Source organism: Devosia faecipullorum, assembly GCF_015158295.1.
Lineage (GTDB): Bacteria > Pseudomonadota > Alphaproteobacteria > Rhizobiales > Devosiaceae > Devosia > Devosia faecipullorum.
This window is the reverse complement of sequence record NZ_JACDXV010000001.1, coordinates 1,145,168-1,165,896: the sequence shown is the minus strand read 5'-3', so window position 1 is coordinate 1,165,896 and position 20,729 is coordinate 1,145,168. Positions and strand designations below refer to the sequence as shown.

The 20,729-nt window shown below is 61.4% G+C and carries 19 protein-coding genes; 10 read left to right on the top strand and 9 right to left on the bottom strand.

Annotated elements, in window-relative coordinates:
• The first annotated feature begins 159 nt into the window (after window positions 1–159).
• A complete protein-coding gene (locus H0482_RS05765) occupies window positions 160–960 on the top strand; it encodes an MBL fold metallo-hydrolase (RefSeq protein ID WP_193729033.1) in 801 nt (266 codons plus the stop codon).
• Window positions 961–1,139: 179 nt separating this feature from the next.
• A complete protein-coding gene (locus H0482_RS05760) occupies window positions 1,140–1,397 on the top strand; it encodes a hypothetical protein (protein WP_193729032.1) in 258 nt (85 codons plus the stop codon).
• Window positions 1,398–1,474: 77 nt separating this feature from the next.
• Here the strand turns inward: H0482_RS05760 and H0482_RS05755 are convergent, their stop codons facing one another.
• Both H0482_RS05755 and H0482_RS05750 read right to left on the bottom strand, forming a co-directional pair.
• Complete coding sequence (locus H0482_RS05755) at window positions 1,475–3,409, bottom strand: DUF5054 domain-containing protein (RefSeq protein WP_193729031.1); 1,935 nt, start codon at window positions 3,407–3,409, stop codon at window positions 1,475–1,477.
• 11 nt (window positions 3,410–3,420) lie between these two features.
• On the bottom strand, window positions 3,421–4,449 hold the full coding sequence (locus tag H0482_RS05750; RefSeq protein ID WP_330998209.1) for a LacI family DNA-binding transcriptional regulator: 1,029 nt from the start codon (window positions 4,447–4,449) through the stop codon (window positions 3,421–3,423).
• A gap of 44 nt (window positions 4,450–4,493) precedes the next feature.
• Between H0482_RS05750 and H0482_RS05745 the strand changes: the two genes are divergently transcribed.
• The 8 genes from H0482_RS05745 to H0482_RS05710 all read left to right on the top strand — a co-directional run bounded on the left by H0482_RS05745 (window position 4,494) and on the right by H0482_RS05710 (window position 12,637).
• On the top strand, window positions 4,494–4,700 hold the full coding sequence (locus H0482_RS05745; RefSeq protein ID WP_193729030.1) for a hypothetical protein: 207 nt from the start codon (window positions 4,494–4,496) through the stop codon (window positions 4,698–4,700).
• Between the two features lie 71 nt (window positions 4,701–4,771).
• Window positions 4,772–6,115: an extracellular solute-binding protein gene (locus H0482_RS05740; RefSeq protein ID WP_193729029.1), complete on the top strand. Its 1,344-nt coding sequence runs from the start codon at window positions 4,772–4,774 to the stop codon at window positions 6,113–6,115.
• Window positions 6,116–6,356: 241 nt separating this feature from the next.
• The gene (locus H0482_RS05735; protein ID WP_193729028.1) at window positions 6,357–7,304 is read left to right on the top strand and encodes a carbohydrate ABC transporter permease; all 948 of its coding nucleotides are present in this window, start codon (window positions 6,357–6,359) and stop codon (window positions 7,302–7,304) included.
• Between the two features lie 10 nt (window positions 7,305–7,314).
• Window positions 7,315–8,145: a carbohydrate ABC transporter permease gene (locus H0482_RS05730; RefSeq protein ID WP_193729027.1), complete on the top strand. Its 831-nt coding sequence runs from the start codon at window positions 7,315–7,317 to the stop codon at window positions 8,143–8,145.
• 6 nt (window positions 8,146–8,151) lie between these two features.
• Entirely contained in the window at window positions 8,152–9,255 is a 1,104-nt protein-coding gene (locus H0482_RS05725) for an ABC transporter ATP-binding protein (RefSeq protein WP_193729026.1), read from the top strand.
• Window positions 9,256–9,312: 57 nt separating this feature from the next.
• Entirely contained in the window at window positions 9,313–10,716 is a 1,404-nt protein-coding gene (locus H0482_RS05720) for a CehA/McbA family metallohydrolase (RefSeq protein ID WP_193729025.1), read from the top strand.
• 2 nt (window positions 10,717–10,718) lie between these two features.
• Window positions 10,719–11,573 carry a sugar phosphate isomerase/epimerase family protein gene (locus tag H0482_RS05715; RefSeq protein ID WP_193729024.1) on the top strand — a complete coding sequence of 285 codons (855 nt, stop codon included), beginning with the start codon at window positions 10,719–10,721 and terminating at the stop codon, window positions 11,571–11,573.
• 2 nt (window positions 11,574–11,575) lie between these two features.
• Complete coding sequence (locus H0482_RS05710; protein WP_193729106.1) at window positions 11,576–12,637, top strand: Gfo/Idh/MocA family protein; 1,062 nt, start codon at window positions 11,576–11,578, stop codon at window positions 12,635–12,637.
• A 24-nt stretch (window positions 12,638–12,661) separates the two neighbouring features.
• Here H0482_RS05710 and H0482_RS05705 read toward each other — a convergent pair whose 3' ends face one another.
• The 7 genes from H0482_RS05705 to H0482_RS05675 form a co-directional block, all read right to left on the bottom strand.
• On the bottom strand, window positions 12,662–13,816 hold the full coding sequence (locus H0482_RS05705; RefSeq protein WP_193729023.1) for an iron-containing alcohol dehydrogenase: 1,155 nt from the start codon (window positions 13,814–13,816) through the stop codon (window positions 12,662–12,664).
• Window positions 13,817–13,947: 131 nt separating this feature from the next.
• Complete coding sequence (locus H0482_RS05700) at window positions 13,948–15,330, bottom strand: aldehyde dehydrogenase family protein (RefSeq protein ID WP_193729022.1); 1,383 nt, start codon at window positions 15,328–15,330, stop codon at window positions 13,948–13,950.
• A gap of 133 nt (window positions 15,331–15,463) precedes the next feature.
• Complete coding sequence (locus H0482_RS05695) at window positions 15,464–16,822, bottom strand: glutamine synthetase family protein (RefSeq protein ID WP_193729021.1); 1,359 nt, start codon at window positions 16,820–16,822, stop codon at window positions 15,464–15,466.
• A gap of 74 nt (window positions 16,823–16,896) precedes the next feature.
• Window positions 16,897–17,958, bottom strand: a complete 1,062-nt coding sequence (locus H0482_RS05690; protein ID WP_193729020.1) for a type 2 periplasmic-binding domain-containing protein — start codon at window positions 17,956–17,958, stop codon at window positions 16,897–16,899.
• 125 nt (window positions 17,959–18,083) lie between these two features.
• Window positions 18,084–19,409 (bottom strand): TRAP transporter large permease, encoded by a 1,326-nt coding sequence (locus tag H0482_RS05685; protein ID WP_193729019.1) that lies wholly within the window; start codon window positions 19,407–19,409, stop codon window positions 18,084–18,086.
• Window positions 19,406–19,918 carry a TRAP transporter small permease subunit gene (locus H0482_RS05680; RefSeq protein WP_193729018.1) on the bottom strand — a complete coding sequence of 171 codons (513 nt, stop codon included), beginning with the start codon at window positions 19,916–19,918 and terminating at the stop codon, window positions 19,406–19,408. The genes H0482_RS05685 and H0482_RS05680 overlap by 4 nt, the downstream gene beginning before the upstream one ends.
• A 39-nt stretch (window positions 19,919–19,957) precedes the next feature.
• Window positions 19,958–20,719, bottom strand: coding sequence for an N-formylglutamate amidohydrolase (locus tag H0482_RS05675; protein ID WP_193729017.1), 762 nt, complete (start codon window positions 20,717–20,719; stop codon window positions 19,958–19,960).
• Window positions 20,720–20,729 lie beyond the last annotated feature (10 nt).

Here is a 20,729-nt window from a genome sequence, read left to right as displayed (position 1 = left end):
AACGACAAACCATCCAGCATCGGCGCTTGCAGCACCGCAAGCTCGCCGCATAACATCAACCCAAAGACGAGGCCGATACTCCGCTAATCCAAGACCCAAACTGCGCCAAATGATCTGACGACGGACAGCCACCGAAAGGGCGCCGCGCCAGGGCCGATGATGAGACGGATCGAAACGATCATTGCCCGGATCGGGCGGCTGGTTGCACCCAATGGCGGGCCGGGCACCCATGACGGGACCAATACATATTTCCTCCGCGAACCGGACGGCATGACCGTAATCGATGCGGGGCCGGCGCTCGAGGAGCATGTCGACGCCATTCTGACCCAGGCCGGCGGGCCCATTCGCCGTATTCTCAACACCCATACCCATCTGGACCATGCCGGCGCGGCCCGGGCCCTCTCGGCGCGGACGGGGGCTCCGGTCTATGGCTATCGCCAGCCGATGGTGCGGGAATTCACCCCCGACATCGGGCTTGGCGACGGGGATCGCGTGGGATCGCTGACGGCGGTTTTCACGCCGGGCCATGCCCGCGATCACCTGTGCTTTTCCTGGTCCGGGGCGATCCTCTTCAGCGGTGATCATGTCATGGACTGGGCCAGTTCGCTGGTCAGGCCGCCGCATGGCGACATGGCCGATTACATGGCCAGCATTGAAAAGCTGCAGCGCCGCCGCGAAAGCCTCTATCTTCCCGGCCATGGCCCGCCCGTCATCAGCCCCGCGGCGCGGCTGGCCGATCTGCTGGCCCGCCGCCGCCATCGTGAGCAGAAAATTCTCGCGCGGCTGGCCTTGGCCAGCGCCACGCTCGATGGGTTGACGGCGCAATTCTACCCGCAGGAAGACGAGACTTTTTCAGCCGGGCGGGGCATTGTCGAGGCGCATTTGCTCAAGCTCAGGCAGGACGGCAAGGTCGTCGATGGCGATAGCGGCCAATGGCGCCTCGTGCGAGCCGCATTGTAGGCCCGTATGGCGCTCAAGGACGATGTGGCGCCATCCGGGTGGGTGCCCTACAAGCGCCAGTGGGCGCGCAATGCCAGGCTCGAAACCCCTGCTGAATAGTGAGGCGCGGGCGATCTGGCCCAATGCCGGCACGATCGATTTCCGCCACCCGCACAGACCTTTCTGGTCGGCGAGAGCCAATGGGGTTTCGTTGTCTGGGCGTCAGTGGCTCTGACTTCAAATTTTCCTGGCGCGGCGTCGAAGCTCGGTTGCGTATCGGCGAAGGGATCGTGTGCGACGAATTCATCGCCCTTGGCCGCGAGGCCGACAGAATGGCAGCGGAAGATGAGCGTCTCGAATGGCTGAAACAGGACATGGCGAGCCGCCTTTTGGCGCTGCCCGGGGGTGACGTCTACGACGTTTGCCAGCCGGGGCGCTCAACGTTAGCAGTCTGTTGACCAAGACGCTTCAACTGCCGGAAATGAGGGCCGCAACGCTGAGAAATTGCCAATAATTGTCGGCAATTTCCCAGGCGTCACGTGGTCCTCAGGGTCAGAATGAAGCGGAATTTCACGTCGCCTTCCCACCACATGGGGAAGTTCGTGCCCCATTTGTTGTTGTAGAGATTGACCCGAAGACCTTGGGAGAAATCCGGGCGTTCGGGCTGAAATTGCATGAAGGGCGAGGACGCAGGGGCGACCAGCGCCGCGTCGATCAGGGTCAGGCGCAGATCCTGCGATCCGGCAAAAACCTCAACAGCCTCAACCGCTTCGACGGCCTGCAATTGGCCGCCACCCCGGCGCACAATCGCCCGGCTGTCATGCCAAAGCCCCATTTTCTGCAGGCGCCAGCCATTGGTTCTTTCTGGCGTGAAACTGAAAAAACCGGCTTCCGGCATGCGATTGGCCGGCTTGCCGCGCAGCACGAGGGTCAGCTCGGCACGATCGGCATCGAGCCCACAAAGACTGATCTCGCAACTCCGCGGCGCGCCAAGTTCGGCATGGCCCAATTCCGGCAGGCGAGAAATGCTGGTCCGGTCTGCTGCCGTCCCCAAAAAAACAGGCGAAGAGCTTGCTGTCCGCGCGGTTCGGGCTTTGCCGAGGCCGGGCTTGTTGTGGTCGAGAATGGCCCATTCTTCGCGGTGCTGGAGATAGCTGTCGAGATGCTTCTGCAACTCGGCCCAGTCGTAACTTTCATGGCTGAAGCCGAAAAGCAGGCCGTCCCTGCCGCCGATGCGGGCGCCATTTGGCGTGGTGATTGCAGCAATGCCGCCGCTGGCCGGATCGAGCTCAGCCATCCAGCCGTGATGGCGAAGGCTGGTTGTGGCGGCGTCGACCTCGGCGGGGGACGGAGAAGCGGCTGCGTCCATGGCCCCGTTTGCGGCCGCGCGATCGCCGGCATCCAATTGTGCGCATGCGGCGTCGATATAGGCGCGCTGCTCGGCCCAGGATTGCTCGGTATAGGCGAAGCGGTAGTCGGTCTTGCGCGCCCGCTCGAAATCGGGCCGATCCCAGGCCACCTCATCGCGCAGATAAGTCTTGATGTCCACGCCCCAGGTGTGTTCCGCGATCTGGGTCAGGCCGCGGGCAAAAGCGCGGCGGGCATCGTTCGGCTCCCAGCCATCATGGAGCCGCTGTAAGGCGCGGAAATGCGCCAGTTTTTGCGGATCGCTGGCGGTGCCGTGGATCCAGCTATCGCCGATTTCGTCGGTGATGATCGGGAAATGCTCGCGGCGTGCCCACATTTGCGCGCCGAAGGCATCGAGCGTCGAGGCGAAGATGTCGGCGTCCGGGTTCTGGTGGCCGATCAGCCGTAGCGCCTCCACCGTCTGGCCGACGCTTTGCGGCCCGATATTGTCATTGGTATGGGCGAAGCTGAGGCCGATATCGGGGCCGGCCGGAAAATCCGTCGCGCCATAGGACGCCTGATACATGACGACGATTTCCTCGCCGCCCGGCGCCTGCCAGCGGAAAATGGGCGGCACATCGGGAACGGGGCTTGCAGTATTGACGCCCAGATGCAGGAAATTGACGCCCGCTTCGGCCAGGAGCGGCACCATACCCAATGTGTGGCCGGGCACGTCGGTCATCTTGGCGGCGCTGGTCTTGCGACCAAATCTCTTGTCGAGTTCCTGCGAGAATGTGAGCCCGGCGCGGAACAGGGCAGGGGACATCAATTCGGTATGGGTAGTGAAGGGCAGGGCGTGCCAGGTGATGAGGCCGCGCTCTATTGCCTGTTCCAGGTTTCTGACCCGCTCGGCGTCCTGGGACTGGAGATGATCCCAGATGAGCCAGGCCCCCGTCGTCCAGATGAAGGCCGGCTTTTCAGGATTTTCATGGTAGAAATGCGTCCCGGTGGCGATGGCCTGGGGGATGAAGAGGTCGTGATATTGCCGGCGCACACGCGCGGCGTGATCGGTGAACCCGATATCGAGATGGGTCTTGAAAACGAGATGAATCTGCCTGGTCATAAGAAGTCCGTTCACCCCACCGTGCTGCGCACGACGAGGCGGGTGTTGATTATTTCCTCAAGGGCGGGAGCGTCCGGCTCATTGAGGCGGCGCAGGATCAGCCGAACCAGCGCGCGAATGCGTTCGTCCAGATCGAACTTGACGGTGGTCAGGTCGTAGCTTTTCCAGTGCGATTGGGCGATGTCGTCGAAGCCAACGACCTTGACGTCCTCGGGCACACGCAGCCCCAATTCGTGACGCAGGGCGTCCAGGGCACCGAAGGCGCCCACGTCATTGGCGGCAAAGATCGCGTCCGCACCACCGTGCAGGCGGAACAGATCGATGATCGAACCATAGGCCATTTCGTAGCTGAAATCGCCGCGTGCCACGATAGGCGGCTCCAGGCCGCGCTCACTCATGATCAGCCGCAGCATTTTTTCGCGCGACAGATTGCCTTCCGACTGGTCCGAGCCCGAGAGGTAAGCAATTTTCTTTGCACCATAGCCCTGCAACAAGGCGACCGCCTGTTCGATGCCATCGCGCTGCAGCACATTGAGCCGATCATATAACGGGAAATCGGGCGGCGACGGGTCGCCCGGATGGGGATAGTGCATGTAGATAGGGACGGCGTTCCCCAGGAAGCGCACCAGCGTTTCGGGCTGCACATTCTCCACGAAGGCGATAACCGAATCGGGATTGAACCCGCGCATATAGGTCAGAAGCCGTTCGTCCATGCTGTAGTCGGTGCGGGTCTTGAACAGCAGCGTCGCAAAGCCTTCATCCTGCAATGCGGTGGTCAGGGCGTCGATTTCCTGGCTTTCCCAATGGCTGCACACATCGGGGACGATGACGCCAATCAGGTGCGAGCGCCCGCTGACCAGCGCCCGTGCGGCCCGGTCCGGACTATAGTTCAATTCCTCGGCGATCCTGAGGATCAACTCGCGTTTTTCGGGTTTGAGCGAGGTGTGGGGGTTGAAGGCGCGCGACACGGCCACGCGCGAAACTTTCGCGCGCGCAGCTACCATTTCGGCAGTCGCCCGTCCCCGCAAAACCGGTTCCACCTCACTCAAAATGCGTCTCCTGATCATCCGAAAAGGATGAAAGCGTGTTCAATTTGTTGCCGCTATCGGGCGCTGATGTCAAGCTGACGCTGCGGGCGGTGCCGCGCAATTCGGTCTGTGGATTGTCATTGAGGCGTCGTGAAAAACTGGCATCTGGGGCGGGTCATCTGACAGTCGTCGCGTTCGTCAGCGAATTCTCCGCATTGACGAAATATGAAAACGTGTTCATTCTGATCGGGTCTGCGGCATAGGGGAGATGATCCAGACCGCAGACCAACGCTGGCTACCGGAGAATTCGGAGCCAAATTTGGGAGGTATTGCCATGAGCAATCGTCTGCGCAGCCTTGCGCTTGGTCTTGTCGGCGCCACGGCGCTTGCGACCCCGTCTTTTGCCGTCGATCTCGATATCACCTGCCGCTGTGTCATTGGCGGCGTGAACAGCGCGACCGCGCAGTGGATCGAGGAAAGCGTCATTCCTGCTTTCGAAAAAGCCAATCCTGACATCAATGTCACTCTCAACCAGTTCGGCGGCGAAGACGCCCAGTTGACCCAGCAGCTCGCGCTCGATTTCTCGACCGGCGCCGGCCCTGACATTTCCGGCTTTGACGGCTTCCTCATCCCGTCCTTCGCCGAAGGCGGCCTGCTGAAGTCTCTCGACGATCTCATCGGCGACAATTACGCCAATTGGGAAGGCTGGAACCACATCTCCCCGGGCATTCGCTCCATTCTCTCCTATGATGGCGAGACCTATGGCGTGGGCCTGGGCACCGACGTGCGCATGCTGTTCGCGCGCGCCGATCTTCTGGAAAAAGCCGGAATTGCCGCCGACTGGCAGCCTGGATCCTGGGATGACGTGCTCGAAGCCGCGCGCAAGCTCAAGGAAGCCGGCGTTGAATCGCCGCTCCAGCTCAATGCCGGTGTTGCCATGGGCGAAGCCACCACCATGCAGGGCTATTGGATGGCGCTGCTCGGGACGGGCGAAGGCGTCACCAATGACGATGGCAAGTTCATCGTGTCCAGCCAGGGCATTCTTGACGTTCTCAACCTCTACAAGACCATCTATGTCGATGAGGCCCTGGGCGACCAGCGCGCTCAGCTTCTGGCTGATGGTCGCAACCGCTCCTTCGCCAATTTCCGCGACGGCAAGACCGCGCTGCTGGTGGAAGGCGACTGGTTCTACCGTTCGGTCACCGCTCCGGGCGCCGAATTCGAGGTCAAGGATCGCGATACCAACATGACCTGGGTCAAGATGCCGGCCCAGGCTCCGGGCGAAGGCATTCGCGGCCAGGACTTCGTGTCGATCTCGGGCGGTACGGGTTATGTGATCAATCCGAACACCGATAGTCCGCAGGAAGCCTGGAAGTTCCTCTCCTTCATGATGAGCCAGGAACAGATGACCGCGTTCCAGGGCTACCAGCCGGGCATCCGCTCGCGTTCGGACGTTCCGATCCCGAACAACCCGTTCCTGACCGAAACCAGCCAGACCTTGCTGCCGCTGACCACCGCGCGTCCGAACAATGCCAACTACAATTCGGTCAGCCAGGAAATCCAGCGCATGACCGAGGCCGTCGTCTCCGGCGAACTTTCGCCCGAAGACGCCATGGCCCAGTACAAGTCCGCCGTCATTGCCATTGTCGGCGAGGACAATACGGTAAGCCTGCTTTAGCTCCCTCGTGTGCCCGGCGTTCCTTCGGGGGCGCCGGGCGCTTCGCCAAATATCCGCACCCACCGGCCCAACCTTTCCTCCTGAGGGGAGGGAAGCGAGATACGGCTCAGCGTTTGCCAAGTTCGTTGCATCAGGCAGGGTGGGGTGACGGACACTCCAGATGCATGTGGGTTGTGGCAATGCCGGCACCCCCACCCCTAGCCCCTCCCCTCAAGGGGGAGCGGAACAGGATCGAGGCACTATGACCACCGAACCCATCGCCACATCCCCCAAGCGCAAGGTCCGAAATTTCGCTCTGTTGTCCTCCCGCGCTGGCGCCGCCTTCCTCACGCCCGCGGGCCTACTGGTCTCGGTCTTTGTCATCGTGCCGTTCTTCTGGGTGATTTTCGTTTCTTTCACCAATCGCACGCTGCTGGGCCGCACCGCGCTCAATCCCGAATTTGTCGGCCTGGCCAATTATCTGGCGCTGTTCGATCCCGCGACCTTCTTCCAGCGCGGCCAATTCGGCTTTTCGCTGATCCTCACCACCCAATTCGTTCTGGCTTCGGCCCTGATCGGCCAGGCGCTATTGGGCCTGCTGCTGGCCTGGCTGATCCAGACCGTGCCGCCGACCATCAAGCGGATGGTGGAAACCTTCGTCATCGCCGCCTGGATATTGCCCGAAGTGGTGATCGGCTTCGCCTGGTTCGCCTTCCTCGACCGCGATGCCGGCACGCTCAACATGATCCTCACCTCCATCGGCTTCCCGCCTGGCGATTATCTGCTGGATTCCCCGTTCTGGGTGATCGTGGTGTTCAATACCTGGCGCGGCGCGGCCTTCTCGATGATGCTGTTCAATTCCGCCTTCTCATCCATTCCGCCCAGCTATTTCCAGGCGGCGGACGTGGCTGGGGCGTCGTCATGGCAGAAATTCCGCGACATCGGCCTGCCGCTCATTCGCGGGCATATCGTCACCGACCTCATCCTCATCACCATGTGGACCTTCAACACCTTCACCCCGTTCCTGCTTACCAATGGCGGTCCGAGCTACAAGACGGAACTGGTCTCGATCTACAATTACCGCGTGGCCTTCCAGGACTTCCAGTTCGGCAAGGGCGCAGCCGTCGGCGTCATCATGATGCTGATCAACCTCGCTTTCGCGCTGGTCTATTTAAGCATAGGCCGCAAGAAAAAAGCGCCGAAGACCTGAGGACAAAGCCATGAAGCTGACCTTTCCCGCTCTTTTTGGCCGCATCGCCTTTTCGGCCCTGGCCACCATTATCGGCATCATTTTCGCGCTGCCGCTGCTCTGGTTCATCTTCGCCCCGTTCAACGCGCGGGCCGAACTGGGCCTGGCGCTGCCCGAGCCGTGGACTTTGTCCAATTTTGCCACCGTGTTCGGCAATTCCTTTGCGATGCAGGCGCTGTGGAACAGCTTCATCCAGGCGGCTGGCGGCGTGGTGCTGGTGGCAGGCGCGGCGACGCTCGCGGCCTATGCGCTGTCGCGCTCGTCCATTCCCGGCAAGGGCGCGGTAACCTATATCCTTCTGCTCTTTTCCTCGGTCGTTTCTGGCTCGGCGGCCATGGTGCCTATCTTTCTCATCATTTCGGCAGCCGGGCTGATGGATACCCATCTTGCGGTGATCCTGACCTTTGCCGGCGGGCTTCTGCCCACCGCCATGTTCATCCTGCGCGACTTCATCGACGGCATTCCCAAATCCTACGAGGAAAGCGCCATGGTGGCCGGGGCGTCACCGGTGCAGGCCTTCTTCGACGTGGCCCTGCCAGTGATCCGGCCCGGCATCGTGGTCATCGTGGTGTGGAGCTTCGTCAATATCTGGGGCAGCTTCCTCATCCCCTTCATCCTGCTGCGCAGTTCGGCGAACATGCCGGCAGCCGTGGCCATCTATTCCTTCTATTCGGAAGCCGGCACCCCGGTGGTAACGCTGCTGGCGGCCTATTCCCTCATCTATTCGCTGCCCGTCGTGGCACTTTATCTCTTCGTCAGCTGGAAGTTCGGCTTCCGGTTCTTCGGCGGCATCAAGGCGTAAAATCTCATGGCATCTGTTGAATTCAGGAACGTCACCAAGAGCTTCGGCGAGTTTACGGCGGTATCCGATGTCAGCTTCGACATCGGCGACGGGGAATTTATCTGCCTGCTCGGCCCCTCCGGCTGCGGCAAGACCACTTCGCTACGAATGATCGCGGGTCTGGAAACGCCAACTTCCGGACAGATTCTGATCGGCGGCGAAGATGTCACCCATCTCCACCCCAAGGACCGCAACATCGCCATGGTGTTCCAGGATTATGCGCTTTATCCGCATATGAACCTGGCCGACAATATCGCCTATCCGCTCAAGGTGCGCGGCGAGGCGGTCGAGAAGCGCCACGGCCGCGCAAAGGAGGTGGCCGATGTGCTCAAGATCGGTCACCTCATGGACCGGCTGCCGAGCCAGATTTCCGGCGGGCAGCAGCAGCGCACCTCGCTGGCGCGCGCGCTAGTCTACCCGGCACGCACCTATCTTTTCGACGAGCCGCTCTCCAATCTCGATGCCAAGCTGCGTCTGGAAGCGCGCGGCTTTCTCAATCACCTGCAGCGTGACATGGGCATGACCGCCGTTTACGTCACCCATGACCAGGCCGAAGCCATGGCCCTGGCCACGCGCATCGCCGTGATGGATCAGGGCCGGATCGTGCAATATGCCTCGCCCATCGAGATCTATCGCCGCCCCGCCACTACGTTTGTCGCCAATTTTGTCGGCAATCCGCCGATGAACCTGGTCGAAGTCGAAGCCAGCCAGGGCGATGGCAAGCTGCTGCTCAAGGCCGAGGGTCTGGTCATTGCCGGCCTGGAGATGAGCGACGCTATCGGCAAGGCGCTGTCGGCTGGAGGCAATCTCACGCTGGGCGTGCGCCCCGAACATCTCGACATTGCCAAGCCCGGCGCTGCCAACACCATCTCGGCGCCGCTCTTTGCCAATGAAAATATGGGCCCCGAAAGCCTTGTCACCGTGGATCGCGGCGAGGGTGCGCGCGTCACCGCCCGTATCTTCACCGATGATCACCTCGAACTGGACGAGGCGGTGACGCTGAGCTTTACGGCCGAACACGTGCATCTGTTCGACAGCAAGGGCCTGCGTATTCCGGCCCTGGGGGAATAGCTATCGCCTTTTTCTCTCCCCTTGGGGGAGAGCTCGAAGCGCCAGAATGCTGAAAAAATGACCATCATCAAAACCCACATCGCTCGCGCCGACCAAGCCGCAAACCCCTATTTCTATGTTCCCTATGAGGTTCCTGCGGGCACGACCCGCATCGATGTGACCCTCGCCTACGCCAAGGCCGAGGATTGTGTCATCGATCTGGGAGCCTTCGATCCACGCGACACCGGGTATCCGACACAGGATGGCTTCCGGGGCTGGAGCGGGGGCGCGCGGGACAGCTATTTCATCGCCACGGACGATGCCACGCCGGGCTATGTCCATGGGGACATTGTGCCCGGCACCTGGAATGTCATTCTGGGGCTCTATAAAATCCCGGAATCTGGTACCGATGTCACCGTCACGATAGAGCTGGACGCATCGCCACGCGCCATTGCCAGCCAGCCTGAGCGCACCTTTCCGGTGCGCCGAGGAGCTGGCTGGTATCGGGGCGACCTGCATTGCCACACCTTTCATTCCGATGCACGTGGCGCGCCGGAAGTGCTGCATGCAGCGGCAAGGCAGGCCGGGCTCGATTTCCTCGCCATTGCCGATCACAATACCATCACCCAGCGGCGATATTTTCATCCCAATTCCTCGCCGGACCTGGTGTTTATCCGGGCCATGGAGGTCACAACCGCCGAAGGCCATGCCAATGTCTATGGCGTGGATCAGTGGATCGATTTCCGCATGACCCGGCCCTCGGACGCGCACACGCTGGCTGAAATGGTGCATGCCAGGGGCGGGCTCCTGTCCATCAATCACGACAAGCCCACCATTCCCTGGGATTACGATTTCCCCGCCGCCGATTGCCAGGAGGTCTGGCAATCCACCTGGCTGGCCTGGAACTGGATCGCGTTGGAGCGCTGGCAGTCGCGGCTGGCGTCGGGCATGAAGCTCGCGGCCATTGGCGGTTCGGATTTCCACCAGCCCGCCACGCTGCAGCCCGAGGGGCCGCTGGTCCTGGCGCGGCCGACCAGCGTGTTCTACCTACCGGAGCTGTCCGAGGACGCCGTACTGGCGGCGATGAAATCGGGTCATGGCTACATCACCGAGAGCCCCAGCGGGCCGCATCTGGAAATCAGAGCCAATGGTGCGGTGATGGGCGCGACCACCGGCGCGATCCGCACCGTGTCCGTCATTGCGCGTGGCGCTGGGGGCGACCTGCTTGCCCTCGTTGACGCGACCGGCGAGATCGCGCGCCTCGACATAGATGGTGACAACTTTGCCGCCGACATTCCCGTCGTGCCGAAAGGCTTTGTCCGCGCCGAAATCATTGCCGGTGACGCCAGCCGCAGCCGCATTCTTTCGGACTTGGCCACGCTGCTCGGGGGGGCGGAGCTGCCCTGGCAATTGCGCGAAGCCGATATCGGCAGCCAGCCCATTCGGCGGGCGCTGAGCAATCCTGTTTATAGTGAGGCCTGATCATGCTCATCGCCAATGCGCCCTGTTCCTGGGGCATCAATTATCCGACCGGCAACCGCTATAGCTGGTCTCAATATCTCGATGAAGTGTCCGCGGCGGGCTATCGCGGCACCGAATTGGGTCCGTTCGGTTTCCTGCCCAAGGATGCAGCCCGGCTCAGCGATGAACTGGCGCGCCGTAACCTGACCCTGATCGGCGCCACCCATGTGCACACATTGAGCGATGGTGCCTCCGCTTCCGCTTTTCTCGTGACCCTGCGCGAGCTGTCCAGCCTCCTAGTCTCGCTGGGAGCGAACCATCTCGTCATCATGGATGAGAGCAATGTCTATCCCAAGGGGCAGGAAGGCGTCCTTGACGCAGCCGGTTGGACGGGTCTCGTTTCCATGGTGCGCGACGCGCAGAAGCTGGTCGAAGGCGAATATGGCCTCAAGCTCAGTTTTCACCCCCATGTGGGCACGGCGATAGAAAAAGAGATCCAGATCGACCGGCTGCTGGCCGAAACCGAGATAGACCTTTGCTTCGATACCGGCCACCACGCCTTCTGGGATCAAGATCCGCTGGCCTATATGGCAAAGGTTTTCTCCCGCATCGCCTACATGCACCTCAAGAATGTCGATCCGGCAGTACGGGCGCGGGTGTTGGCGGGCGAAATCTCCATCGCCGCCTCCTATGGCGCCGGCATCATGTGCCCGCTACCCGATGGCGCGGTCGATATTCAGGCGGTCATGCAGCTTCTGGCCGATCGCGGTTTTGCCGGCCCCATCGTGGTCGAACAGGACGTCGCCGCAGATGCCGCCGAGACCCCGCTGCAACTGGCTTCTCGAAATTTTGCCTATATGAACGGAATTAAGTCGTGACCATGCCTCTCAAGGTCGGCCTGATCGGCCTCGGCGAAGTCGCCCAGCTCATGCATCTGCCGCTATTGGCCGACGATGCGCGCTTCGCCATTGCCGCCATTGCCGATGTGTCGCCCAGTCTCATGGATCATGTCGCCAAACGCTATGGTGTGCCGGTGCGGCATGGCGGTGCCGAAGCGCTGATCGCCGACCCCAACCTGGACGCGGTGTTCATCCTGACCCCGGATCACCTCCATGCGGACCTGCTGGAAAAGGCCATCCGTTCGGGCAAGCATGTCTTCATCGAAAAGCCCGTCTGCCTCACCACAGCCCAGCTTGAGCCGCTGCTCGCCCTGCCGCGTCGGGAAGGGCAGGTGGTCTTTGTGGGCTATATGCGGCGCTTCTCGCGGCCTTTTCTCGAACTCAAGAAGCGTCTGCCGGCGCTCGACATTATCCGCCATGTGCGGGTGCGCGACATCATCCGCGAGGCGCCGTTCTTCGTGGCGCAGACGCGCAACGTGTTCAAGCCCAGCGATATCCCCGCCGAATTGATCGCCGATGGTCGCGCCCGCACCCTGGCCATGCAACGTTCGGTGATGGGCGAGGATTGCCCGCCCGATGCCCTGCGCGCCTATCAGGTGCTGACAGGCCTCAGTTCGCACAGCATCTCGGCCATGCGCGATCTGCTCGGCACGCCCAGGGGGGTGCGCTATGCAGCTCAGCACAAGGGCGAAACGGTCATTGCCCTTTTTGACTACGGGCATTTCACCGCGCTCTATGAGGCAGTGATCGATGATGTGTCCCGGTTTGATGCTGGTATCGAAGTGCTGACCCAGACGCAGCATTTCAAGATGAATTATGACACGCCCTATATCCGCAACCTGCCGACGCGGCTGGAAATCACCACCTCCACCGACACCGATACGGGGACGGAAGTGATCGGGCCGGTCTATGAAGATCCGTTCCGCGTCGAACTTTCCGCCTTTTACGGCAGCATTGCCGAGGGCCAGCCGGTCAAAACAAGCCTCGAAGATTCACTGGAAGACCTGCGGCTCTTCGCCGAGATCGGCCGGTTTTTCCGCTGACCTGCGCCCAAAGATAGGGGGCGGCTATAGCCGCCCCGTCATGGCTCGGTCGAACATTTCCAGCGCTCGCTCCCGGGTCAATTCGAGCGGATTGCCGCCGGCGGTGGGATCGACGATAGCCTTGTCGCCGATCAGGTCACGTCGGGTGTCATCAACGCCGAAATCCTTGAGATTGTGCGGCACGCCGAGATCGGCGCGCAGTTTGACCACCTTTTCGAGAAAGGCGTCGAAGCTGGGCTTGAGGCCAATATAGGCGGCAAGGCGCTGGATGCGCTCCTCGATGGCGGGACGATTGACCACCAGCACATAGGGCATGAAGACCGCATTGGTCATCCCGTGATGGGTGTCATAGAGCGCGCCGACCGGGTGACTGAGGGCGTGGATGGCGCCAAGCCCTTTCTGGAAGGCGGTCGCGCCCATGGCGGCGGCGCTCATCATATGGCCGCGCGCCTCGATGTTGCTGGGGTCGGCGGCGACCTTGGGCAGGTTTTCGAAGACGAGCCTGATGCCTTCGACGGCGATGCCGTCGGCCATGGGATGGTAGCCGGGAGCGCAATAGGCTTCGAGGCAATGGGCCAGCGCGTCCATGCCGGTGCCGATAGTAATGAAGCGCGGCATGCCAATCGTCAGTTCGGGATCGGCGATGACCACTTTCGGCATCATCAGGGGATGGAAGATCACCTTCTTGGTATGGGACGTCTCGTCGGTGATGACGCCGGCGCGGCCCACCTCCGAGCCCGTTCCGGCCGTGGTCGGCACAGCGATGATCGGCAGGATGCCCTTTGGATCGGCACGGGTCCACCAATCGCCAATATCCTCGAAATCCCACATCGGCCGCGTCTGCCCGGCCATAAAGGCGATAACCTTGGCCGTATCGAGGCCCGAGCCGCCGCCAAAGGCAATCACCCCATCATAACCGCCCTCGCGCAGCACTTTGATGCCGGCTTCGACATTGGCGGAGATGGGATTGGGTTTCACCTCGGCGAAGAGACCAGCCTCGATCCCCGCATCGCGCAACAGGGCAAGCGTATTCTGTGTCACCGGCAGGGCGGCGAGGCCGGCATCGGTGACCAGCAGGGGCTTGGTAATACCCGCCGATTTGAGGGTATCGGGCAGTTCGGCGATACGGCCGGGACCGAATTTGACGGCGGTGGGATAATTCCAATTGGCTTTGCTCATGGCGGTTTAGTCCTTCAATTTACCCCACCCGCTGGATGTCATCCTGACGAAGGCCGGGATCCATCTCGCGATTTCAGGATGGGCCCCGGCCTTCGCCGGGGTGACGATCGCGTGTGCTCAGGTTTTTGTGCCTAGAGATGCTTCAAATGAAAGCTCTTGGGCTGCGTCAGGTTGTGATAGCCGATCTCGCTGAGCGCTCCGCCCTTGCCAGTATCCTTGACCCCGGTCCAGACGAGGGCGGGATCGAGATAATCGCAGCGATTGGCGAAAATCGTGCCGGTTTCGACTTCGGCGCCGATGCGTGCGGCCTGGTCCAGATCGGCGGTCCAGATCGAGGCGGTCAGGCCATAGGGACTGTCATTCATTAAGGTGATGGCTTCGGTATCGTCGGCCACTTTCATGATGCCGACCACGGGGCCGAAGCTTTCCTCGCGCATGACGCTCATCTGGTGGTTGACGCCAGTCAGCACTTCGGGCGCGAGCCATGGGGAGCCGGCGACGTCCTTGGCATGGCTACCGTTGAGATGGCGCTGTGCCCCGGCGCGAACTGCCTCTGCGGTTTGCTGACGCACATGATCGGCGAAGTTGCCGCGCGCCATTGGGCCGACAATGGTTTCGGGATCGCGCGGATCGCCCAGCGTCCAAGTTTTGGCATGGGCGATGAAGCGCTCGACAAAGTCGTCATAGGCGCTTTCGTGCACATAGATGCGCTCGACACCGCAGCAGGATTGTCCGGAATTGAAGAAGCTGCCATCGGCGAGATTTTCGGCGGCATTGTCGAGATCGGCATCGGCGCGCACATAGGCAGGGTCCTTGCCGCCCAGTTCAAGGCCAAGACTGGCAAAGGTGCCAGCGGCGGCTATTTCGATGCGGCGCCCGCCCTCTACGGAGCCGGTGAAGTTGATATGGTCGATCTGGCCCGAGCCGATCAGTTTTTCGGTATCGGCATGGCCCGTGACGAGGTTCTGGAACAGCCCGGCGGGCAGGCCGGCACGCTTCGCGGCTTCGGCGAAGCGCTCCCCCGCCAGCAAGGTCTGGCTGGCATGTTTGAGCAGCACCGCATTGCCGGCGACGAGGCCGGGAATGATGGAATTGGCGGCGGTGAGGAAGGGATAGTTCCACGGCGCGACGACGAGAACGAGGCCCAGCGGCTCGCGAATGATGCTGCGGGTAAAGCCCGCTTTGTCGGGCCGCTGCATCGGGGCCAACGCCTCGGCGGCGATGGTGAGCATGTGACGGCTGCGTTCCTCGACACCGCGCTTTTCGCCGCCGAAGCGGATGGGGCGTCCCATCTGCCAGGCCAGTTCCGGCACGATATCGTCATTCATGGCGAGAAGTTCATCGACCATGCGGCCAACGATACGGACGCGATCCGCCACGGGCACATTGCGCCAGTCGCGCTGCGCTGCGCGGGCCCTGACGGTGGCCGAGGCGATCTCCTCACCACTGGCCAGCTTGCGGCTGGCATAGGTGCTGGCGTCAATGGGAGAAATGATGTTGACCGTGTCGGTCATGTGATCCTCGATATTCAAGCCATCGTCATTGCCCGGCTTGTCCGGGCAATCCATGCTGCCGCGTGCATGGAGGGTTCTGTCTGGATTGCCGGGACAAGCCTGGCAATGACGGCACTGGATTTCGGTGCCTTACCTAGTACCGCTCAAAACCACGCAGGCGCTCCCAGTCGGTGACACGGCGGTCATATTCGAGCTGTTCCCATTCGGCGGTATGTACGTAGTGGGCGACGACATCGCCCCCCATGGCCTCTGCCAGCATCGTGGATTTTCGCAGCGCGGTGATGGCGTCGCGCAACGTCTTGTGGACCTCGCGCAGCGTCTCGCCGGAATAGGCGTCGCCGGAGAAAACGGGTTCGAGCACAAGCTTGTCCTCGATGCCCTTGAGGCCCGCCGCCAAGAGGGCAGCGAAAGCCAGATAGGGATTGAGGTCGGCCCCCCCAATCCGGCATTCGACGCGGATGCCCTTGGTATTTTCGCCGCAGAGGCGGAAACCGGCCGTGCGGTTGTCGCGGCTCCAGATCGCCTTGGTCGGTGCGAAAGTGCCGGCCTGGAAGCGCTTGTAGGAATTGATATAGGGCGCGAGGAAATAGGTGATGTCGCCGGCATAGGTGAGCAGGCCGGCCATGAAATGCTTCATTAGGTCGGACATGCCCAATTCGTCCGTGTCGCCGACAAACTGGTTCCTGCCGTACCGGGCCAGCGACATATGGACATGGCTGGATGAGCCGGCCAGATCGTAGGCCCATTTCGACATGAAGGTGACCGACTTGCCCTCAGCAAAGGCGATTTCCTTGGTGGCGTTCTTGATGATCACGTGCCGGTCGGCCATTTTCAGGGCCTCGGCATAGCGCACATTGATCTCTTCCTGGCCCGGACCCCATTCGCCCTTGGAGCATTCGACCGGAATGCCTGATGCGTTGAGGTGATTGCGCAGGGCGCGCATCACACTTTCTTCCTTGGTGGTCTGGAAGATGTGGTAATCCTCGATGTAATAGCCGGCGGCCTCGAGGTTCCGATACCCTTTTTCATGGGCCTGCCGGAAGCTGTCGTCGAAGAGATAGAATTCGAGTTCGCTGGCGAAATTGGCGGACAGCCCCATTTCGGCGAGACGCTCGAGCTGGCGCTTCAGCACATTGCGCGGGGCGTGCGGCACCGGATCGTGATGGTGATCGAGGACGTCGCACAGCACCAGCGCTGTGCCCTCGAGCCAGGTGCATTTCATCAGCGTGCCGAGATCGGGCTTGATGACGAAATCGCCATAGCCCTTGCCCCAATTGGCCGCCTGATAGCCGGGGACCGGCTCCATGTCGATGTCGTCGGCAAGCAGATAGTCGCAGCCATGGGTTTCGTCCAAGCCGCCTTCGAGAAAAAACTCGGCATGAAAGCGCTTGCCGATCAGGCGCCCCTGCATGTCGGGAAAGGCCACCAATACGGTGTCGATACGGCCGGCCCCAACGTCCTCGCGCAGGTGCTCAAGCGAATAGGCAGCCATCGAAATCTCCAAAGGTCAGGCTGTTCAGTAGGAACCGGCCGCGCGCACGCGACCGGCAGGCTGGGAGAGGTTTTTTAGTAGCGGTAGGGTGCCCCGGCCGCTTCCATGTCCTGGTTGTATTTCTTGATGATCTCGACCACGCGGGCGCTGCGTTCGGACTGGGAGGCGATTTCGTCCCAGAAGGTCACCGCGTCCGCTTCCACCTGCTTCCACTCCGCGGGCGGGATGGTGGTCAATTGCAGGTTGCCATTGAGGCGGTAATTGGCTTCGCCGGCCCAGTACCAATGCTGGCGGTAATAGTGCGAGGAATCGATCATCAGCCGGTAAAGCTGCTGAAGATGCGGCGGCACCTCGTTCCAGCGATTGGTATTGACGAAATAGGAACCGGCCCAGGCGCCCGAGAGCGGATTGGTCAGATAATATTTCAGCACATTGGCCCAGCCGACGGTGTGCAGCTCGGTGGTGCCGCACCAGCAGATGCCATCGAGTTCGCCGGTCTGAAGCGCCGGCTCGACATCTTCATAGGGCAGCGAAACCGGAATCACGCCGTAGCGACCGAGGAACTGGCCCGCCGTGGGGAAAGTATAGATGCGCAGCCCGCGCAGATCAGCGAGCGAGTTGATCGGCTTGGTGGTGCCGAAATTGCACGGATCCCAGGCGCCGGTGGACAGCCAGGTGACATCGGGGATTTCGGCATAGGCCTCTTGCCAGATTTCCTTGAGGCCGCGCCAGTGCCAGAGCGCGGGCACGTCGAGCGAATAGCGCGAAGCGAGTGGGAAATATGCGCCGAACACTTTCACATCGACCGGTGCGGCGGCGGAATCGTCGTCGCTCTGGGCGGCGTCGATCGTGCCCTGCTGCACCGCGCGGAACAATTCGCCATGCGGCACCAATTGGTCGGCGGTGTAGAGTTCGATCTCCATTTCGCCGTTGGCGGCGGTGTTGAACCATTCGACGGCATTGGCCACCACATGCTCTGCCAAAGCGGGGCCGGCATAGGTCTGCAGGCGCCAGCGAATGGGGGCCTGGGCTTTGACATGCGGCATGGCCAGGCCGGTCGCACCCACTGCGCCGGCGGTGGCAAGGCCGGCGCGCTTGAAGAATTCGCGTTTGTTGATCTTGGTATTCTCGCTCATTTCAGTCGTTCCCTTGTTCAATGAAATGGATGGGACGGCGCTTTTATTCTTTGCTCCCGCGCTTTCGCCCCGGCGTTTGAACCCACATGCAATCGGTCCGATCGTTTCCTTTGCTGTTTGCTGTCTCAGCGGCCCGTCACTACGCGAGGCAGCCAGAGGGCGATTTCGGGGAAGATCATGATGATGATCATGGACAGCACCATCAGCAGCATGAAGGGCCAGATGGAGCGGTAAATATCGACTAGGCCGATCTCGGGCGGGGCCATGGCCCGCATGAGGAAGAGATTGTAGCCGAAGGGCGGGGTTATGTAGGCGATCTGACAGGTGATGGTGTAGAGAATGCCGAACCAGATCGGGTTGAAGCCCAGTTGGATCACCAGCGGGATATAGAGTGGCGCGACGATGACCAGCATGGCGGTGTCGTCGAGGAAAATGCCCAGCACGATAAAGCTCAGCAGCATGACGATCATGATGCCCCAAGGGTCGAGTTCCCAGGTATTGAGCAGCAGATTGCTGATAGCCTTGATGGCGCCCAAGCCGTCATAGACGGACGAGAAGCACAGCGCTGCCATGATGATCCAGAGGAACATGCACGACACCATCAAGGTGTTCCGCGTGGCCGCTTCGAGGATTTTCCAGCTGAGCCGCCGAGTAACGATGGCGGCCAAGGTGGCGAGCAGCGCGCCGACGACCGAACTCTCAACGAGGCTGGTCACGCCGGTGAGGAAAAGCCCCATCATCAGACCGAAAATGCCGAGGGGCAGCAGGCCCTCGCGCAGGAGCACCAGTTTTTCGCGCGTCGAGAGCGCCCGACGTTCTTCTTCCGGCAGGGCCGGAGCGAGTTCGGGCTGAATGCGGCAGCGGATATAGATGTAGAGGGCAAACAGCGCCGCCATCATCAGGCCGGGAATGATGCCGGCAAGCCAGAGTTGCAGCACCGGCTGGCGGGCGATCATGGCATAGAGCACGAGTACCACGCTCGGGGGAATGAGGATGCCCAGCGAAGAGCCGGCCTGGATGACGCCGGTGACCATGATCTTGTCATAGCCGCGCCGCAGCAATTCGGGCAGCGCGACGGTGGCGCCGATGGCCATGCCGGCGACCGAGAGGCCGTTCATGCAGGAAATCAGCACCATGAGGCCGACCGTGCCGATGGCAAGGCCGCCGCGCATGGGGCCGAACCAGACATGGAACATGCGGTAAAGGTTCGAGGCGATGCCAGTTTCCGAGAGCATGTAGCCCATGAAGACGAAGAAGGGCACGGTGATCAGCGGGAACCAGTTCATCACCTGGATGGCGGCATTGAAGGGCATTTCGGCCGCGCCATTGCCCCAGAGCCAGAGCGCCGCTGCCGACCCGACAAAGCCGATGACGCCGAAGACCCGCTGGCCGGTGGCCATCAGCACCAGCATGGTGGCGAACATGAAGATGGTAATGAGTTCCGGGCTCATGTCAGCGGCTTCCCGATCGCCGTGGCGATGTCCTTGAACAGGTTGGAAATGGCCTGCAGCAGCATGAGAATAATTCCGAGCGTCATCAGCGACTTCACCGGCCACATGGGCGGCGACCAGGCCGAGTAATTTTTCTGGTTGTAGGTGATGGCATATTCGGTACTGGACCAGCCGCCGCGCACCATGACCGCAAGGTAGAAGATCACGAAGATGATGGTGAACACATCGACGAATGCCTGCCGCTTCGGCTTGAGCGCGCCATAGAAGAGATCCATGCGCACATGGGCGCCTTCTTGCATCGAATAGGCGGCGCCCACCAGGAAATAGGTCGCAAGCAGAAACTGGGTCATCTCCAGCGCCCAGTTGACCGGCATGCCGGTGATGAGGCGCGAGAATGTCGAATAGATTTGTATGCCGCCCATGACGAACAGCAGATACATGGCGACGCGGCCGATCTTGCGGTTCACCAGATCGACGTAATGGACATAAAGCCTGATCAGAGTCGGCATCGGCATTGTCCTCGTCGAAGGCTGGTATACATGGCCCTGCTATCCTTGCCCTATCGCCTGCCGGGCGTCCTCGAGGCAGCGGGCAAGCCGTCCGGCCCACATCGCCACTCCATGAGGCGCATCGATCTCATCATTGCGGATTTCAATCATGGTGGCGGCAAGTCCCCTGCCGTCGCCGTGTTTTTCCAGTGTCAGCGTCACGCCGTTGAGCGCGGCATAGGGCTCGTTCCAGCCGATATTGAGCGTGGGATCGTCTGCGGCCAATGCCGCGCGCAGAGCCCTTGTGAACGTCTCGTCCTTGCCGTGGATGACCCCGATCGGCCAGGGACGGGCCTTGCCGAGAAATACCGGAGTGAAGGAATGGACGCAGACCAGAATGGTTTCGCGGCTGGCGGCCTGACGCTCGCCCAACACTGTTTCGATAGCGTCGTGATAGGGCCGGTGATAGCGCTCGATGCGGAATTGCCGCTCTTCGGCCGGCAGGTTCTTGTTGGCCTCGATGCTGGTGGCTTCCGAAAGCGTCCAGATCAGGTCCGGCGCGTCGAGGTCGCGATTGGCATCGATCACCAGCCGGGAAATCCGCGATTCCACCAGCGGTGCGTCGAGCAGGCTGGACAATGCGCGGCTGACGGCCAGCGCGCCGGGATCCCAGGCAATATGACTTTGGCGCTCCGCTTCGCTCAGCCCCATGTCACCGTATTTTTCGGGGATATGGCGGGAGGCGTGATCGCAGACCAGCACGAAGGGCGATAGACCCCGTGCATTGCTGATCAGAGCTGCCTTTTCCGAATTGCCGCTCATTATCCCTCTA

What these genes read in the sequence shown, in the direction of transcription:
- H0482_RS05765 (WP_193729033.1), top strand. Translation starts at nt 160, where the DNA reads ATGAGACGGATCGAAACGATCATTGCCCGGATCGGGCGGCTGGTTGCA.
- H0482_RS05760 (WP_193729032.1), top strand. Translation starts at nt 1,140, where the DNA reads ATGGGGTTTCGTTGTCTGGGCGTCAGTGGCTCTGACTTCAAATTTTCC.
- H0482_RS05755 (WP_193729031.1), bottom strand. Translation starts at nt 3,409, where the DNA reads ATGACCAGGCAGATTCATCTCGTTTTCAAGACCCATCTCGATATCGGG.
- H0482_RS05740 (WP_193729029.1), top strand. Translation starts at nt 4,772, where the DNA reads ATGAGCAATCGTCTGCGCAGCCTTGCGCTTGGTCTTGTCGGCGCCACG.
- H0482_RS05735 (WP_193729028.1), top strand. Translation starts at nt 6,357, where the DNA reads ATGACCACCGAACCCATCGCCACATCCCCCAAGCGCAAGGTCCGAAAT.
- H0482_RS05730 (WP_193729027.1), top strand. Translation starts at nt 7,315, where the DNA reads ATGAAGCTGACCTTTCCCGCTCTTTTTGGCCGCATCGCCTTTTCGGCC.
- H0482_RS05725 (WP_193729026.1), top strand. Translation starts at nt 8,152, where the DNA reads ATGGCATCTGTTGAATTCAGGAACGTCACCAAGAGCTTCGGCGAGTTT.
- H0482_RS05720 (WP_193729025.1), top strand. Translation starts at nt 9,313, where the DNA reads ATGACCATCATCAAAACCCACATCGCTCGCGCCGACCAAGCCGCAAAC.
- H0482_RS05715 (WP_193729024.1), top strand. Translation starts at nt 10,719, where the DNA reads ATGCTCATCGCCAATGCGCCCTGTTCCTGGGGCATCAATTATCCGACC.
- H0482_RS05710 (WP_193729106.1), top strand. Translation starts at nt 11,576, where the DNA reads ATGCCTCTCAAGGTCGGCCTGATCGGCCTCGGCGAAGTCGCCCAGCTC.
- H0482_RS05705 (WP_193729023.1), bottom strand. Translation starts at nt 13,816, where the DNA reads ATGAGCAAAGCCAATTGGAATTATCCCACCGCCGTCAAATTCGGTCCC.
- H0482_RS05700 (WP_193729022.1), bottom strand. Translation starts at nt 15,330, where the DNA reads ATGACCGACACGGTCAACATCATTTCTCCCATTGACGCCAGCACCTAT.
- H0482_RS05695 (WP_193729021.1), bottom strand. Translation starts at nt 16,822, where the DNA reads ATGGCTGCCTATTCGCTTGAGCACCTGCGCGAGGACGTTGGGGCCGGC.
- H0482_RS05690 (WP_193729020.1), bottom strand. Translation starts at nt 17,958, where the DNA reads ATGAGCGAGAATACCAAGATCAACAAACGCGAATTCTTCAAGCGCGCC.
- H0482_RS05685 (WP_193729019.1), bottom strand. Translation starts at nt 19,409, where the DNA reads ATGAGCCCGGAACTCATTACCATCTTCATGTTCGCCACCATGCTGGTG.
- H0482_RS05680 (WP_193729018.1), bottom strand. Translation starts at nt 19,918, where the DNA reads ATGCCGACTCTGATCAGGCTTTATGTCCATTACGTCGATCTGGTGAAC.
- H0482_RS05675 (WP_193729017.1), bottom strand. Translation starts at nt 20,719, where the DNA reads ATGAGCGGCAATTCGGAAAAGGCAGCTCTGATCAGCAATGCACGGGGT.